Origin of the sequence: Pseudanabaena sp. Chao 1811, from assembly GCF_027942295.1 — a bacterium.
In the GTDB taxonomy this organism is placed as follows: domain Bacteria; phylum Cyanobacteriota; class Cyanobacteriia; order Pseudanabaenales; family Pseudanabaenaceae; genus Pseudanabaena.
The window spans coordinates 1,235,767-1,251,304 of record NZ_CP101416.1; the positions used below are offsets into that span (position 1 = coordinate 1,235,767).

Here is a 15,538-nt window from a genome sequence, read left to right on the forward strand (position 1 = left end):
CGGCAAAATAAAACTTAAAGACCCTAATGGGATAAGTGGCGGCGCTTCGCGCCGCCACTTGTTTTTTATTATATGCCCCTTACAAATTATCCAAATCTAAATCATTATCATTATCTTTAAGCACTTCGGGCTGATTTGGTGGATTTGTTGGCTCTGCCTTCTCTTTACTTGTTGGCGTTCGGAAAGGTTTTACTTCAGGCAAGTTGCGTAACGCTGGGGGAATATTACTACTTTCACCAAAGGGTTTCTTAGCGATCACTTCAGTAATTTTGTTATCAGTCATCGCTAACAAAGATTGAATTGCCCCTGGGAGCGACTGCGGATCCATAAACAACACTTTGCTACTAGGACTCTGCCCGATCGCCTGTCCCATTTCTAAATATTTTTGCGCTAATAAATACTGCACTGCATCCTGTCCGTGGGGATGATTGGCGATCGCTTCAGCAATGCGTTCAATAGATAAAGCCATTGCCTCAGTCTGTTCTAAACGTACTTGGCGCTCTGATTCGGCAAGCACCTTATTAGACAGGGCAACGGCTTCCGCCTTTTTGATTTCTGAAGTTTTTTCCCCCTCAGACAGAGAAATCATGGCTTTTTTCTCAATTTCTGCTGCTTTTTGTTTTTCCATCGACAGCAGCACCGATGTGGGAATTGTGATTTCGCCTAATCTCACACGCAATACCCTAATTCCCCAGTCTTTAGTATCACTAGAGATGCCCTGCAAAATTTCTTCGTTAATACGTTCTTGTCCACCAATAATATTATCGAGATCACAGCGCCCAATCTGCGTTTGAATCTGAGTGGCTAGGGACACACTCAAGGATTTATCAACATTCTCAATATTATATTTTGCCTGTTTGAGATCCGTAACTTGCCAATACATCACCCCACTTACACTGACGCTGACACTATCAGACGTTGTACAGGGTTGGGGAGACATTTCTAAAACCTGTTCGCGGGAGCTTTGAATTAAAGCAACACGATCAAGAAATGGTAAAACGATATTAATCCCCGGTTCCATCGTTTTTTGATACTTACCAAATCTCTCAACTAGCGCAATTTGTCCTTCTTCAATAATCTGAAAGGAGCGATAAATATAAGTGCCACTTAAAAGAGCAAAAACAATGCTGAAAATTGTTGCTTCCATTGGTGAACCTCTTGTCGTAAAAAGGTCTGCACATTGAGCAGACCCTTTTCAGCACTAAATTTAGTTGGCTAATTCTATTTCATGATCACCTAAATGAGTCACAAATCTAGGTGCAAACCTAATCTCGTAGGGATAATTGGGGCTGATCGGGCGACCATGCCACTCTGTATGTATACGCACAATTTCTCCTTCTAATCCTGAAATATCAAAGGCTTTACCCTTATGTTCAGGATGGTGGAAGACACTTAATGGTGTCTTGACACGAATGCGATCGCCAATCTTCATAAATTTTGATGTATCTAAATGTAAACGATATTTACCAATTATCGCTTGTCTAGGTTGAATTAATAAAGATGTGGCACAAAGCGCTGCATCTTTATTGACTATTCAGCCACAGGTAAAACAACTTCTAGTTTTGGTGCATGTCCCCAGAATGCCTCTAGGTCATAATATTCACGTTCTTGAGCCATCATTGCATGGACAATCACATCGCCGTAGTCCAGCAAAATCCATGAGCCATCTTGCTCACCAGCAATATTTCTAGGTTTACGTCCAAATTTTTCTTTGATCGCCTCTTCGGTAGCACCAGCGATCGCCCTTACCTGCGCCTTAGAAAATCCCGATGCAATTACAAAATACTCCGCCAGACTGGAAACTTCACCGATCGCCAGCAAAACGATATTCTCTCCCTTGCGATCGTCAGCAGCGAGTACGGCTGCCTGTGCTATTTGATAGCTTGGTTCTTGCTCTCTTTGACTAAGATTTAGATCTGGGGATGTAGGGATATCGGTTGCGATGGTCATAGTGGGCAGATGTACTCCTGATTGATGAACTGGCGTAAATTATTTCAATACATCAATATTGTAACTTGATCTCAAATTCTGGTGTTCTTTTTCAAATGCAGGCATCACCAAGCAAGGGCTCCATTTTTTAACAAGCTATTTGTGCCGTGCTTTGCATGGCGCAAGTGCAAAAGCATGGCTTTGCACTTGCGCTAAACTAACGTTTTTTAAAAATTTTTTTGCAATAAAAATCTGCGGGGATGACCTAGTAGCCAATGATTTAAGGAATTTTCTTGGTCATGGAGCCGATAGCCGATGTCATCATAGAGGCTACGCGCAGGCTGATTATCTTCTAGTACGTGCATATATAAACGTGAAAATCCCCATTGCTTTACCGTTTTCTCGGCGGCTAGCAATAGTTGCTTTGCCACACCACGTCGTCGCCATTGAGGATGTACTGCTAAGTTAAAAATATAAGGGTATTGCTGCATAGTATGACCTAGCCAAAATTGATGGTGGGGCTTGGTCGGCACATAGCGCATACAAATTTCTAGTGAGGCGATCGCTTGAGACTTGTTGGTAGTATGGGTAGCTACGAGGCAGGCATAGCAAGGGGTTTGTTCACTAAAGCGGCTGTTGAGATCGAGCATAATCCCGTAGCGCAAAAGTGGATATGCCAAATCTGTAAAGCAGCGCAGCAACCAGTTAACTTTGCGATCATGACTACGATAAAAGCTCTCAGTCAAGATGTCTGACACATGCCCAACATCTCTAGAACTAGCGTGGCGGATGATAAACGAAGAAGATTGTCTTTGCACATCTAGCGCTAACAGCTTAGCAATAATAATTTAGCGAACGTATTTTAGGGATAATAACGTAAGTAAATCATTTTAAGAAGCAATTTCTCGCAATATTTTAACCAGCGATCGCAATGACCAATCTCGATAAACCCGTCTATAGCTCCAGCAAAATCCGTCCACGCAAACAATTTGGGCAACATTGGTTGCGAAGTGATGCAGTCCTGAACAAAATTTTGCGAGCGGGACAATTGCAGCAAAGCGATCGCATTTTAGAAATTGGACCAGGAACTGGCAATCTCACCCGTTTATTACTGCCCTTTGTGGAATCCCTCACCGCCGTAGAAATTGATCGCGATCTTTGCGAGAAGCTTCGCAAAACCATGAATCAACCTAACTTCCAATTAATCGAAGGTAGTATTCTCGATATTCCACTTCCCACTGGAACTAATAAAGTCATTGCCAATATTCCCTACAACATCACAGGCGAAATCCTCAAAAAGCTATTGGGAACCCTAGCAGAACCTATACAACAGTTTGAGCAAATCGTTCTATTAGTCCAGAAAGAAATTGGCGATCGCCTTGCGGCAAAAGCTGGTCACAAAGCCTATAATGCTCTCAGTGTAAAGATTCAATACCTTGCGGATTGTCAATTTATTTGTGATGTCCCTGCTGCCGCCTTCTATCCACCCCCAAAAGTTAATTCCGCCGTTGTTCGCATCATTCCCCGTCCACCGATCACTCCCGCCAGCGATCCTAAATTCTTAGATCGGCTAATCACTCTTGGGTTTGCAACTAAACGGAAAATGTTACGCAACAATCTCATCTCCGAAATAGATCGCGATCGCCTAGTTCTAATCCTAGAATCAATGGGAATCAATGCACAAGTACGCGCCGAAGATCTCGATGTTGCTCAATGGGTCGCCCTGAGCGAAGAAGTGATCAAGGTAAAATCATCATGATTAAATCAGGGTATAAAATGTTTTGAGAGAGATATAGCTATTGAGTATGAAGAGTTAAAATTTAATCAAAATAACTATGCCAACTAAACAATTTATTAATTAACGTTTTTATTGATTAACGTTATTTTAGTTTTGTTCTTTATAAAGGTCTGTTTCAAAAGTTGTTTCAAGAGTTTGCTCAATGAAATTAGGATAGATAATCGTGTCAAACAATTCTCTCAGAATTTCTTTTCTGTTTCCCTTGATACTGTCAAGGATATTTTCATAGTCTTGTTTAACAAATTTTTCTCTAGCAGACCTTCTTTCTGCCAGTGAAATTTGGTGTATGCGTTCTTTATCTTCAGGTTTAGGATATATACCATGTAGCCATGTTGTATGTAGAGCTAGAGCTAAATTTAAAGGCTGAGGATCTTTAGAGCATAGACGGAGAGGTGCTTTCTTAAAGTCATTAGCATCAAAAACCCAAAATTCATCTTTAGCGTGTTGGGGATTTTCTGGATCGTCGTCAGCAATCACAATACAAGCAATAAATCCATGAACCGAAGGATCTCGTTCAGATGGGCAGGGTAGTGAACTTGGAATAAATTGTGGTGAACAAGCAAAGTATCCTGCTGGAAAAGCATATTGATCTTCAATCTTCATTGCTTGCGTATCAAGTCTTAGAAGTGTGGCAGGTTTATTGTCTTTTGGTAGATCCTCAAAACAAACAACTCTGCGCTTTCTGTCTTTGAATTCCTTATAAATTCTTTCAGGAATTAATTCCCATGAAAAGCCCCAAGACATCCAGTAGATATTTTTGACGATAGTTTCTGATGATTTCCCTAGATCATCTCGACAAAGATCGTAGTGAGTATATACTGTCGGTGCCCATGTGGAATTCCAGTCAAGGACATGCTGAGATTCTTCAATTTTGCTTGTCTGAGTGTTAATTACATAGCGACCAAAACATCCTAAATCAAGAGTTCCAACCATCATTCCTTCAAGTTCATTTGGTTGATTTCGCAAGTGTGGTTTTGATGGGATATTGGAATCATAACGAGTGATCCATTCGGTTACATCCCAACCAATGCTATGCCCAATGTGTAATGTAATTTTATCTTCGGAATCACTATAGTCCGCCGCAAAGTGAGAGATTTCTAGAGGGATTTTTACTTGTTGAACTTCTAGACGCTTTGGATCTTTTATTGTCCCACCATTTTCTTGCAACTGATCCCGTTTGATAATATAAAGATTGTTAAAGAGCGCGGGTGGGATTGGCTGTAAGAAAACTGATTGAATCAATGAGCCTAACCATTTAAAATAGTTCTTATTAAATATTGGAAGTTTGAGAAAACCAAAGAGAAAAGGGGCAAAAACCTGAGAAAACTCCATCTGAAATGAGATATCTGCCACGATGATGTGATTTTCTGTGATCGCAAGCTGGTGTAACGACTGCTGGACGATGACAGGGTTTCCATCGGGTAGATATAGTCGCCAACGTTCAAGTGTTTTTTGATTTGGGCAATACCGAAGGAGATCAGTATATCTCCCAAATAGTTGTTCTTTTTCTAGCTCTTTTGTGGCAATACACTTCGACAATTTGTCAAACAAAAGATTAACAGTTTTGCTACCCCAACCGTTATATCCTGTTGAATAGTTAGTTGTATATATTTCTTGGTCTTTTGATTTACTATCTAATTTTGACAGATCTACTGCTGGATGCGCTGAGTTGATATGTGCATCAAAGATAGTTTTACTTGAATTAATAGGAAAAATACCTAACCAATCTTTAATTAAACCCATTGGTTCTATTAATTCTAGAGAATCAGGATCGATTTCATGGGGACGACCTCCGTCAATCGTGACCCAGAGGCGATCTCCTAGATGCAAAAAAGCTGTATTTAGTTGATTGCGAGCGCCCAGAGTCAAACTGGATCGCACTTGTCCGCCATTTCGAAAAGATTCCCAATAGCTAAACAAAGGATGCTTTTTAGCAAACCAACTTTTTGGTAATTGATCGCCTCCAGAGCAATAATGCTGAATCGCCAGATCGGCATAGTAGCAAGGAGTTTTCATAATGCGCGTTTTAAGTGTGGATTGCCCCTTCTCAAAACCCAATCGATAAACCATGCCATCGCCAGTATAAAGCTGTGTGCCGTATTCCTTTGGCTTCTTTGCGCTTTGAAACAGTGCGCCTACAAAGAAAGCATAACCATGTAGCCCCTCAAATCCTTCTGGGAATTTCTCATTCTGATAAGGAGAATTGTATTTGATAGGCTTGTACAGATCGTCTGGATTGTGCTGACAACAATCTAATTGTATTTCTTGCTCAACTCGACTAGTTTTTGTAGCAGAGTTTGGTACGTGGGGAATGTTTGTCATATCACAAAGCTCCTAAACTGCTCAGCATAGTTTTTTGGGCGGAAGTTATTCCAGTGGATCCTGTCAGCTTCATGCCTTCATAAGGTCTGGGAACTCGTAATGTAAGATTACAGGTTTCTTGAGCAATATTCCATACTTTAACTGTTTCATCTTCGCTAGCACTTACGAGAAATTGGCTATTTGGACTAAAACTAACTTGTAAAACCCAATTCTCGTGTCCATGTAGAGTTTTGTAACAACGCCAAGATTCTGTATTCCATAGCTTGATCGTGCGATCGCATCCACAACTAGCCAACCATTTTCCATCAGGGCTAAATGCTAAAGAAAGAACCCATCCCGTGTGCCCAGATAACTGATGAATTTGCTTACCTGGTTCATCCCAAATAATTATTAAGTTATCTAATCCACCAGTAGCAATATTGCAACTATGAGGATGAATAGCAACAGAAGTAAGTCGATTAGTATGTCCTGTTAATGTTTGTATGCACTTACCAAGTTTAATGTCCCAGATCTTTGCTGTTTTATCTTCACTAGCACTGATAAGCAATGATTGTTGTGGATGAAATGCGATCGCGCCGATTCTATCTGTGTGATCTTGAAAAGTATGCACTAGTCCACCAGTTTCGGCATTCCAGATTTTAATAGTATGATCAAAGCTGCTACTAGCGATTATCTGTGCATCGTTACTATATACCAAGGCATTTACGCGATCGCTATGTCCTTTCAAGAGATGTATACATTGTAATGTGTCAAGTTGCCAAATCCGAATTGTGCCATCCTGTCCTCCACTAGCTAGTAGAGCTTGTTTAGGATGGAAAGTAGTAGTCGTAACGCCGCGCTGTTCGTGAAAGAGTTTATGGAGGCACTTAGAAGTCTGAGTATTCCAAATCCGCACATACCCATCAATGTGTCCAGTAGCAATTGTGGTTCCGTCAGGTGAGAACATGGCGGCAAAAATAGGATTGGCATAGCCTAAAATTGTTCGGACACATTTTCCGCTATTGATGTCCCATAACTTTACTGTTTGATCTTCACTAGCACTAGCCACTGTCTGGCTATCAGGACTAATCGAGATCGACCAAATACGATGTTGATGTTCCGCAATTGTACGAATACACTTTTCGTTGGCATAATCCCATATCTTGATTGTGCGATCCTCGCTACAACTAGCAACCAATTTGCCATCGGGGCTAAAAATTGCGATCCATATCCAACCTTCATGTCCATTTAGTGTGGTAAGACATTCACCATCTTGTGAATGCCACAAACGGATGGTGCGGTCAAAACTGCTACTTAACACTAAACTTCCATCAGGGCTAAATGTTGCAGGAATGACCCAACTTTCATGTCCTCTCAGAACGTGTAAGCATTCTCTCCTCTCCAAGTCCCAGATCCGAATTGTACAATCACTACTCCCACTAGCCAAAAGCTTTCCATCAGGATGAAAACAAGCACCCATTACCCAATGTTCATGTCCTTGTAATGTATATAACTGGCAACCATCTTCTAGTCTCCGAATTTGGATCTCTCGTTCGCTGGTAGTAACTAGAAACTGTCCATTTGGACTAAAACACATGGAACGCAAATTATCTCCAAGTACATAGAGGCAAGTACCATTCTGCCAATCCCAAATCCTTACTGTTCCATCATCTGAGCCGCTTGCCAGTAAGCTTCCATCAGGACTAAATACCAACCCGCGCACCCAATTTATATGTCCACATAGTTTACCAATTTGTTGTCCATCGGTGATCCGCCAAAGATAAATTTCACAGTTTACATTTCCTGTAGCCAAGATAGAACCTTCAGGATGATAAACCACTGATAGAACCATGCCAAATGCTTGTGTGAAGACAACTTCTTCAAAATTTGCTGAGGTAAAATTAGTGTTTGGAAGATTTACGGATTGCAAATATGCTTGTCGAATGTGGAGATATGAAAAGTCATAACCATCCAAATTGAAGTTTAGATGACAAAGCAAGTTGATTAAATTTCCTGCTAAGTAACCTGATTGCGTAGGAGCTGCTTTACGTTGTTTGGCAAGTAAGGACTGAATTTGGGTTTCTATGGCAAATTTATCGCCTAATTCGAGTAGCAGTCGATCGCTAATCGCTTCAAGAATAGAGCGTACTTGGGCTTGACGGATATAGTCTTTGCTTTGGGCTTTGAGAAGTGCATAATGTTCCAGAAAATCTGGTTGTAAGCTAATTAACTCGCACACTACCTTCTGCACAAACTTATCAGTGATGAATTCCATCATTACTGGTTGCAATGACCAAAGCCCACTGTTTCCCTCAATCAGGCTTCTTCTTTTTAAGGATTGCACTGCTGTAAGCAATTGCTTTTTGATAAATTCAGAAACAATGTTGGATTCTAATTGCGCGATCGCAACTGGTTCGCGCTCGATCGCTAACCAGTAGATCACACATTGTTCGGGCACAGACAATCGGGAAAACTGTTTTTCTAATAGGTCTTGAATTCTTTCAATCTGGAATCCACTTTTTGGGGCTAAAGCTAAAAAGCTAGAAATATCTCCATCAAACAGTTCTTGAGTCTCCGAAGCTAATATTTTTAGGGCAAACGGACTACCACTACAATAGTGAAAAATCTCCTGCCACTCTGCATCACTACTGCTAAAACATTGGCTATTCGTCAAGATTGGCAAACCTTCAGATTGGCTTAGTCCACTTAGAGGAAGCGATCGCACCCGCGTCCTTTCAACGATACCAGTAATCTCTTTAGGAGCCTCTCGACTAGTTATGACTAAGCAACTATGATGATCCACCTCACTAAATCTTGAGAGCAAGTGTCCATAGATTTCGTAGCCATCTCGATATTGACCAGCACGAGTTCCACTCTGAAAAACTGATTCAAAATTATCTAAGATCAATAAGCATTTCGATTGGCGTACATACTCTAAAAGTTTGGCAACTTGCTGCTCTGGTATATCGGGTAATCTTGCTTCAACTTGATTAGAGAGAATACTTACAATTTCGGTCAGTATTTCTGAAAGGGGAGGAGCATCACGTAGCGATCGCCAAATCACATAATCAAACCCTTGACCTATTTGATGTGTAGTTTGAAGAGCGATCAAACTCTTCCCCATACCACCCATACCCACTATCGCCACCAATCGACATTGCTCTGTGACAACCCACTGCTCTAAGGTCGCGATTTCCTCTGCTCTACCGTAAAAATTATCGCGATCAGGTAAACCAAACCAAGTGTTGCGATCGGAAACTTTCTTATTATCATCGCTTGCAAAAAGTTCAGGGTGTAGTCGATAAAATCTTTCTAGTGCAGCTTTAAAATTAGTTTTGCTAACTGGTTCACCTAAAGCATTCGATATAGATTTCCAAAGCTTTGGACCAATATCTTTTTTTAAATAATCTGGGGAAATATATTTTTTAGGTCGAGCGCTATCTGCAATTTCTTCATAGGTTTGTCCTACTATTGCACCTTCAAGTACTCGTTTCTCCATATCATTCAGCCCTTTGCCCACTTTTGCAAAAAGGGCTACATCAGCAATATTGGTAATCAAATCAACATCTTTGTCCATAAAGCCTAGGGACTGATTAGGGATTAATTTGGTAAGTATACCTGAACTTTACTTACCTTTTTACCTTACTAACTACTGAACTTATCTCCATCGACCTATTGAGTTAGCTATAGGAAACTAGCATTTGTCAACCAAGTTCAATTAAAGAGATTCCAATGAGACTTCTATTTCAACGCAGTTTTTCTGTAATTATTGCATCTAGTTCTTTGCTTGTTGCCTCACCATCTTTAGCGACAAATACACAAAGTGATTTGGCTACTAACCTGATGACATCATCTCAACCATCACTTGATATTGGATCTGCTAATTTGAGCCTAAACCCTCAGCCAATCCGCGTCAGTGTTGCCCCAAACTGGGTCTCTAAGTTGCCGTCGGTAAGAAATCGGATTATTGGAGAACTTGAAGGTTATCTCAAGAAACTGGCGCAGGGCAACCAAGGATCTGCCAAGATTGAAGCTCTGCGCATTGAGGGTAGAGATTTGTACGTAAAAGTACTAATTCATCACAAGCACAAACCTAAGCAGCAGTGGGGTGTCCCTCTAGGCATTCCTTACAGTCTTCAGACATGGATTGAAACGAGATACAATCCTTTAGACAACAGGTCAATTGGAGACAGGACTAAACTTTGTGTTCGAGGGCCTAGTGTGATCGGCAGCCCAAGCTTGTGCGTAACAGCAGGAGAGGTTCGACGAATTATTAGTTCTTTCTTGTGAGATGTCAATCTGCACAGTTATCTAGCTAAATCATGAACTATAGCGGTTTTCAGATGAATATGGTCAAAGCAACTTATCTCCAACAGCTCTGTAGAGACAGTTTTATATGTAACCAGTCAAATGAAAAACCGCTATTTTCAACTTAAGGCGATTAGAATGTTTATCCATTCACGTTTCATCCCGTAGGTTAAGTAATACTCAATAACAAAATCCTCCAAGTACAGAGCAAAAAATCAAAGATAGAATGGTACAACCGTCTAAAATCTTGATCCAGTATTGACTAAATCTATAGTCAATACTGGATCACTAGAAAAAAATTTCAAGTTTTCTATTCTTTGCTTAGCAAGTTTTTTCAAAACTATTTCTTTCCTTTTGTCTATGTATGAATGTTGCTGATTTTCATAGGTTACCTGAACTTAACTTACCTTTTGACTTCATTAACTACTGAACTTATCCCCATCGCTTATTTTGGATGGATTTGAGATATTGATGGCATGGATAGAGGCAAAAAACGTTCCATATCAAAACAAAAACACTATAAGGAGTCATCCATGAATTTCGCTCTACTCAAAAGCTCGTTTGCAACAACACTACTTCTCTCAATCATCACATCTACAGGCTCTGCCTACGCTTACAAACCTATTCCAGATTGGGAGACAAATCCGCGCAAACCCGCTAAACCTATCAGTTGTACTTGCAATGGCAATCCTGTTCCGCCAAAACTATGCCCCATGATTCACTGTCCTGATTTTAAGTCAAGTTCTCTACAGACGATTCTTCAAGTCGGAGGAGTTTCTAAAACTGATAGAGCCGAGACTAATGATTTGATTGCTGGACGCTATCGTGAACGTGGACCAGGTGGTGGTATTGGACGACAGATTTCCGCAAACAATGCTGATGCAACTACTCTTGTCGCTGGGAAATACCCCACTTCTTGTACAGGTTTGATTCTGTAGAAATATGAAGACATGCCGCATTTTCTGCGGCGTGTCTATATCTAGGACAAATTCTAATCTTAATAATTTGAACATTACAAGGACGCAATCCATGTACAGCTTTGCACAGAAAAAATTTGCACTTTTTCCATTTGTTGTTTTTGCCATTTTTCCCATTACAGGTTTAATCAGCATACAACCTTCAACTAAATCTCAATCTTTGGATCAGGCATTAAAACTTGCAATTACTAGAATTGGCAATGCAAAAATCTCTCTCAATGTTGAAACAAGAACAACCCCTAATCCTGCCAAATTATTTGCTGCTAGAGGTTTCACATTTCCATATGCATTTGAGACAATCATGTCGTCTCCACTCCTTATTGAAAGGACAAAAGCTGATTCTGAGATTGATTGTCACGTTCCTATCAAAGCAGGTTTTTACACAAAATGTTAGCACTAAATAAATACTGGAACTATAAAGTTCGTTCTCCTCCTTTTGAGACGAGCTTTATTTCACGACCGACAAGATTAAACAATACAAATTAGGAGAATCTATCATGAACCCAAGTATAGAATGTCTAGCATTGATCAAGAAGTGGGAAGGACTACATCGCTTACGCGCCGATGGATTGATTGAAGCTTACCGCGATCCTATTGGTATTTGGACAATTGGCTATGGTTCGATCGCTAACTTGGATGAAAGTAGACCTGTCCGCGAAGGCGATGTGATTACAGAATCAACTGCCCTACGCTGGCTGCAAGCTGAAGTGGAAGAAAAAGCAAAGCGTATTGATCAGCTTTGCAAAGTTACCCTCAAGCAATGTATGTTTGATGCCATTGTTTCCTTTGCTTACAATGTTGGTACAGAAGAAGGTGGATTTAAAACATCCACGCTACTTCGCAAACTAAATCGAGGAGATTATGAAGGAGCCGCTCAAGAATTCGATCGCTGGATCAATGCCAATGGAAGACCTTTTCAAGGATTGATCAATCGTCGCAACGATGAAGAAGCCCTATTTCGGCAAGATGGATTTCCTGCTACTATCGCAGGAGTTGCGCCAATAGAAAGTCTTGAGGCAGAAGAATCTCCTTATCAACCCGCACCATTGCCTTTCCCCATCTCGCGGACTTTGCGTGAAGGGGATATTGGAGATGACTGCTATACTCTCAATTGCGCCCTAGCAGGACTAGGTTTTCTCGCAATGGCAAGTCAGCCCAACAAATTCACCTCAGTCACTAAACTCATATTACGCAGAAGTCTAAAAAGGTTTCAGGGAGTGCCATTCCAAGTAAGATTGCTGCAAAGCCTTGATATATAACTTGGATTTGAGAGCAAAATGATTGAGTTTAGAATTAAGTTTGAGAACCGAGATTGTCAAGTAAAATGTGTAAAGTCTAGAAGCTAGACGTGGAGACGATCCTCGAAGAGGATGGCAAAGCGATTAAGAGCAGGTTTCCAATCACGAATCGGCATCGTCCACTTCTTCGAGATATTCCGCATTGCTAAATAAACGAGCTTGAAAGCAGCATCATCAGAGGGAAAAATCTGTTGGGATTTAATCACCTTCCGCAAACTACTGTTCATCGACTCAATCGCATTGGTGGTATAAATCGCCCTGCGAATCTCGGTCGGGAAAGCAAAGAAGGGGATAATGTTTGCCCAATGACTGCGCCAAGACTTGGAGATTGATGGATATTGCTTGTCCCACTTTTCAGCAAAGAGTTCGAGATTAAACTCAGCCTCCGATTCCGTCGCCGCGCTATAAATAGCCTTGAGGTCAGCACAAACTTGCTTGCGTTGTTGCCAAGGTACAAAAGCGACCGAGTTTCTGACCATGTGGACAATGCATAACTGCACCTGAGTTTTAGGAAATACCGTCTCAATCGCATTAGGGAAACCAGTCAAGCCATCGACACAGGCAATCAAAATATCTTTGACCCCACGGTTGTGAATTTCGGTGAGTACTGACAACCAGAATTTCGCACCTTCATTCGGAGAAATCCACATACCCAGTAATTCCTTGTACCCGTCCATATTCACGCCCAAGGCAAAGTACAAGGATTTGTTAATCACTCTGCCATTGTCTCGGACTTTGATGACTAGACAGTCCAGAAAGACGATTGGATAGACTGCTTCAAGGGGACGGTTTTGCCATTGCTTCACCTCGTCAATTACTGCATCTGTAACATTGGAAATAAGTGTTGGTGATACTTCAACACCATACATTTCTTGCAACTGGGCTTGAATATCCCTGACACTCATACCTCGTGCGTAGAGAGCAATGATCTTTTCATCTAGTCTTGACAAGCGACTTTGTCCTTTCTTCACCATCTGCGGTTCAAACTCCCCTTGCCGATCTCGGGGGACTGCGATTTCGGCTACGCCAAAGTCACCTTGCACTTTTTTCTGGCTATAACCGTTGCGACTGTTGGTTTGTCCTTCTGGTCTAGGTTCGTGCTTACCGTATCCCAGATGGGTTGATAGTTCTGCTTCCAATGCTCTCTCCACCAACGCGGTTGTCAGTTGTTTCAGAATGCCTCCTTCTCCGAATAGGTCAGGTGGTGTTTTACATTCTTGCAGCAATTCGTCGAGCAATTCTTTGCGTATATTCATCAGTTTTAGTGTTGGTAATTGTGTGTCTAGATCATCTCTCTGTATATATCCCAGACTTTACACACTTCACTTTACACTCTCGATTAATGGCAAAAATCAATGGGAATGGGTATTCCAGAATGAGCAAGTATGTTTTCATATCATCCGACCTTCTAGAGGTGGAGATGTCATCACCGAAGTAATGGCAGAGCATCAACCAGAGGTATGGGTATCAGATTTGTTTAGCGCCCAAAAGACCAATCCAGCGACAGCATGGCAAGTTTGTCTTGCCCATCAACTCAGAGATTGTCAGTATGGAATTGATGCAGGAGACCATATTTTCTCTGGCAGGATGAAAAAACTGCTGCTACGAGCTTTGGTGCTGCGAAGGCGATGGTCGGATTTAGCTGACTCTACCCGTTACCAATACCGATGTCGATTGTTTCGAGATCTCGACAGTATTCTCTCTCTGTTACCCACTCAAGAAGATGGACTGAGATTACAGAAACGTTATCTGGAGTTACGAGAAAACTTATTTCTGTTTTTGGATGACCCCACGATCCCACCGACTAATAACTCTAGCGAACAGGCTTTGCGTTGGAGTCTCATTTTTAGAAAAGTTACGAATGGGTTTCGCTCTGATTGGGGACGTGACTTATTTGCGGCTGTTCGCTCGATTGTCAATACTGGAAAAAGACAAGGCTTCTCTGCTTTTGAGTCGATTCTTATCGCTTTGAATCCTCTCAAATCATTGCTTGCTTTAGGTTGAGCAATTACTTAAAATCTAGAAACTAAAACAGCAGAAGTATCATTTATGATTGGTTTTGCTGTTTTTTCTTTAAGTAAATCTATTCTTTAATGAATTCGTAATCCGTCCGAAACTCGTGTTAGATAAATGCTATAAAATCTGTGACAAGAATTTCTTTGTGCGTTCTTCTTTAGGATTTTGGAAAAACTCTTCAGGGGTTGCCTCCTCGACGATTACACCACCATCCATAAATACAATGCGATCCGCGACTTCACGGGCAAAGCCGACCTCGTGCGTCACTACCACCATCGTCATTCCCGAATCTGCTAGCGATCGCATCACATCTAAAACTTCGCGCACCATTTCAGGATCGAGGGCAGATGTCGGTTCATCGAAGAGCATGATTTTGGGTTGCATTGCCAAGGCTCTGGCGATCGCCACCCGTTGTTGCTGTCCACCCGATAGCTGTAAGGGATACTTATGGGCTTGCTGAGCAATACCAACTCTCTCTAATAACTGGGTGGCAACTTCAGACGCTTTGGTCTTTGACCATTTACGAACCCATGATGGTGCGAGGGTAATATTCTGGAAAACCGTGAGATGAGGGAAGAGATTAAATTGCTGAAATACCATCCCCACTTCACGGCGGATGGCATCGATATTGCGATGATTCTCTGGCGACAACTCAAATCCATCAATGAAGATCTTACCCTGTTGATATTCTTCCAAGGCATTAAAAGTTCTAGCGAAAGTGGATTTGCCTGAACCAGAAGGTCCCATGATGACAACAACTTCACCACGATTTACAGTCAGACTTACACCTTTGAGAACATGAAAGTTGCCATACCATTTATGAACATTTTGCGCGACAATCATCGGCTCAGACATGGCTGGATTTTGATCTAGTGTTTCTTGCATGATGGTTGATTACCTTTGCTAATTAC

14 protein-coding genes are annotated in these 15,538 nt (G+C 41.4%); 6 read left to right on the forward strand and 8 right to left on the reverse strand.

Going from position 1 to position 15,538, the window contains the following annotated elements; all coding sequences use genetic code 11:
• Positions 1 to 79: 79 nt before the first annotated feature.
• The 4 genes from NMG48_RS05895 to NMG48_RS05910 form a co-directional block, all read right to left on the reverse strand.
• Positions 80 to 1,147 (reverse strand): SPFH domain-containing protein, encoded by a 1,068-nt coding sequence (locus NMG48_RS05895; RefSeq protein WP_271254387.1) that lies wholly within the window; start codon positions 1,145 to 1,147, stop codon positions 80 to 82.
• Between the two features lie 60 nt (positions 1,148 to 1,207).
• Positions 1,208 to 1,432 carry a ferredoxin-thioredoxin reductase variable chain gene (locus tag NMG48_RS05900; protein ID WP_271254388.1) on the reverse strand — a complete coding sequence of 75 codons (225 nt, stop codon included), beginning with the start codon at positions 1,430 to 1,432 and terminating at the stop codon, positions 1,208 to 1,210.
• A gap of 98 nt (positions 1,433 to 1,530) precedes the next feature.
• Positions 1,531 to 1,950: a ribosome silencing factor gene (gene rsfS, locus NMG48_RS05905; RefSeq protein WP_271254389.1), complete on the reverse strand. Its 420-nt coding sequence runs from the start codon at positions 1,948 to 1,950 to the stop codon at positions 1,531 to 1,533.
• A 206-nt stretch (positions 1,951 to 2,156) separates the two neighbouring features.
• Positions 2,157 to 2,747 (reverse strand): GNAT family N-acetyltransferase, encoded by a 591-nt coding sequence (locus NMG48_RS05910; RefSeq protein WP_271254390.1) that lies wholly within the window; start codon positions 2,745 to 2,747, stop codon positions 2,157 to 2,159.
• A gap of 113 nt (positions 2,748 to 2,860) precedes the next feature.
• Between NMG48_RS05910 and rsmA the strand changes: the two genes are divergently transcribed.
• Positions 2,861 to 3,688: a 16S rRNA (adenine(1518)-N(6)/adenine(1519)-N(6))-dimethyltransferase RsmA gene (gene rsmA, locus NMG48_RS05915; protein WP_271254391.1), complete on the forward strand. Its 828-nt coding sequence runs from the start codon at positions 2,861 to 2,863 to the stop codon at positions 3,686 to 3,688.
• Positions 3,689 to 3,814: 126 nt separating this feature from the next.
• On the opposite strand, the gene NMG48_RS05920 is transcribed toward rsmA, so the two are convergent.
• Positions 3,815 to 6,049: a carotenoid oxygenase family protein gene (locus NMG48_RS05920; RefSeq protein WP_271254392.1), complete on the reverse strand. Its 2,235-nt coding sequence runs from the start codon at positions 6,047 to 6,049 to the stop codon at positions 3,815 to 3,817.
• Position 6,050: 1 nt separating this feature from the next.
• The gene (locus NMG48_RS05925; RefSeq protein ID WP_271254393.1) at positions 6,051 to 9,605 is read right to left on the reverse strand and encodes an NB-ARC domain-containing protein; all 3,555 of its coding nucleotides are present in this window, start codon (positions 9,603 to 9,605) and stop codon (positions 6,051 to 6,053) included.
• A 155-nt stretch (positions 9,606 to 9,760) separates the two neighbouring features.
• Between NMG48_RS05925 and NMG48_RS05930 the strand changes: the two genes are divergently transcribed.
• From NMG48_RS05930 to NMG48_RS05945, 4 genes are all read left to right on the forward strand, one after another.
• The gene (locus NMG48_RS05930; protein ID WP_271254394.1) at positions 9,761 to 10,318 is read left to right on the forward strand and encodes a hypothetical protein; all 558 of its coding nucleotides are present in this window, start codon (positions 9,761 to 9,763) and stop codon (positions 10,316 to 10,318) included.
• A 551-nt stretch (positions 10,319 to 10,869) separates the two neighbouring features.
• Positions 10,870 to 11,274: a hypothetical protein gene (locus tag NMG48_RS05935; protein WP_271254395.1), complete on the forward strand. Its 405-nt coding sequence runs from the start codon at positions 10,870 to 10,872 to the stop codon at positions 11,272 to 11,274.
• Between the two features lie 91 nt (positions 11,275 to 11,365).
• Positions 11,366 to 11,707 carry a hypothetical protein gene (locus tag NMG48_RS05940; RefSeq protein ID WP_271254396.1) on the forward strand — a complete coding sequence of 114 codons (342 nt, stop codon included), beginning with the start codon at positions 11,366 to 11,368 and terminating at the stop codon, positions 11,705 to 11,707.
• Positions 11,708 to 11,810: 103 nt separating this feature from the next.
• Complete coding sequence (locus NMG48_RS05945; protein ID WP_271254397.1) at positions 11,811 to 12,572, forward strand: lysozyme; 762 nt, start codon at positions 11,811 to 11,813, stop codon at positions 12,570 to 12,572.
• A gap of 83 nt (positions 12,573 to 12,655) precedes the next feature.
• On the opposite strand, the gene NMG48_RS05950 is transcribed toward NMG48_RS05945, so the two are convergent.
• Positions 12,656 to 13,867, reverse strand: coding sequence for an IS256 family transposase (locus NMG48_RS05950; RefSeq protein WP_271254398.1), 1,212 nt, complete (start codon positions 13,865 to 13,867; stop codon positions 12,656 to 12,658).
• Between the two features lie 22 nt (positions 13,868 to 13,889).
• On the opposite strand from NMG48_RS05950, the gene NMG48_RS05955 reads away from it, so the two are divergent.
• The gene (locus NMG48_RS05955; protein ID WP_271254399.1) at positions 13,890 to 14,615 is read left to right on the forward strand and encodes an IS66 family transposase; all 726 of its coding nucleotides are present in this window, start codon (positions 13,890 to 13,892) and stop codon (positions 14,613 to 14,615) included.
• 129 nt (positions 14,616 to 14,744) lie between these two features.
• Here NMG48_RS05955 and NMG48_RS05960 read toward each other — a convergent pair whose 3' ends face one another.
• Positions 14,745 to 15,512: an amino acid ABC transporter ATP-binding protein gene (locus NMG48_RS05960; protein ID WP_271254400.1), complete on the reverse strand. Its 768-nt coding sequence runs from the start codon at positions 15,510 to 15,512 to the stop codon at positions 14,745 to 14,747.
• Positions 15,513 to 15,538 lie beyond the last annotated feature (26 nt).

Bases quoted from the DNA above. Each gene is read 5' to 3' on its own strand.
- rsmA (WP_271254391.1), top strand. From the start codon at position 2,861: ATGACCAATCTCGATAAACCCGTCTATAGCTCCAGCAAAATCCGTCCA.
- NMG48_RS05935 (WP_271254395.1), top strand. From the start codon at position 10,870: ATGAATTTCGCTCTACTCAAAAGCTCGTTTGCAACAACACTACTTCTC.
- rsfS (WP_271254389.1), bottom strand. From the start codon at position 1,950: ATGACCATCGCAACCGATATCCCTACATCCCCAGATCTAAATCTTAGT.
- NMG48_RS05925 (WP_271254393.1), bottom strand. From the start codon at position 9,605: ATGGACAAAGATGTTGATTTGATTACCAATATTGCTGATGTAGCCCTT.
- NMG48_RS05895 (WP_271254387.1), bottom strand. From the start codon at position 1,147: ATGGAAGCAACAATTTTCAGCATTGTTTTTGCTCTTTTAAGTGGCACT.
- NMG48_RS05940 (WP_271254396.1), top strand. From the start codon at position 11,366: ATGTACAGCTTTGCACAGAAAAAATTTGCACTTTTTCCATTTGTTGTT.
- NMG48_RS05930 (WP_271254394.1), top strand. From the start codon at position 9,761: ATGAGACTTCTATTTCAACGCAGTTTTTCTGTAATTATTGCATCTAGT.
- NMG48_RS05900 (WP_271254388.1), bottom strand. From the start codon at position 1,432: ATGAAGATTGGCGATCGCATTCGTGTCAAGACACCATTAAGTGTCTTC.
- NMG48_RS05960 (WP_271254400.1), bottom strand. From the start codon at position 15,512: ATGCAAGAAACACTAGATCAAAATCCAGCCATGTCTGAGCCGATGATT.
- NMG48_RS05950 (WP_271254398.1), bottom strand. From the start codon at position 13,867: ATGAATATACGCAAAGAATTGCTCGACGAATTGCTGCAAGAATGTAAA.
- NMG48_RS05945 (WP_271254397.1), top strand. From the start codon at position 11,811: ATGAACCCAAGTATAGAATGTCTAGCATTGATCAAGAAGTGGGAAGGA.
- NMG48_RS05920 (WP_271254392.1), bottom strand. From the start codon at position 6,049: ATGACAAACATTCCCCACGTACCAAACTCTGCTACAAAAACTAGTCGA.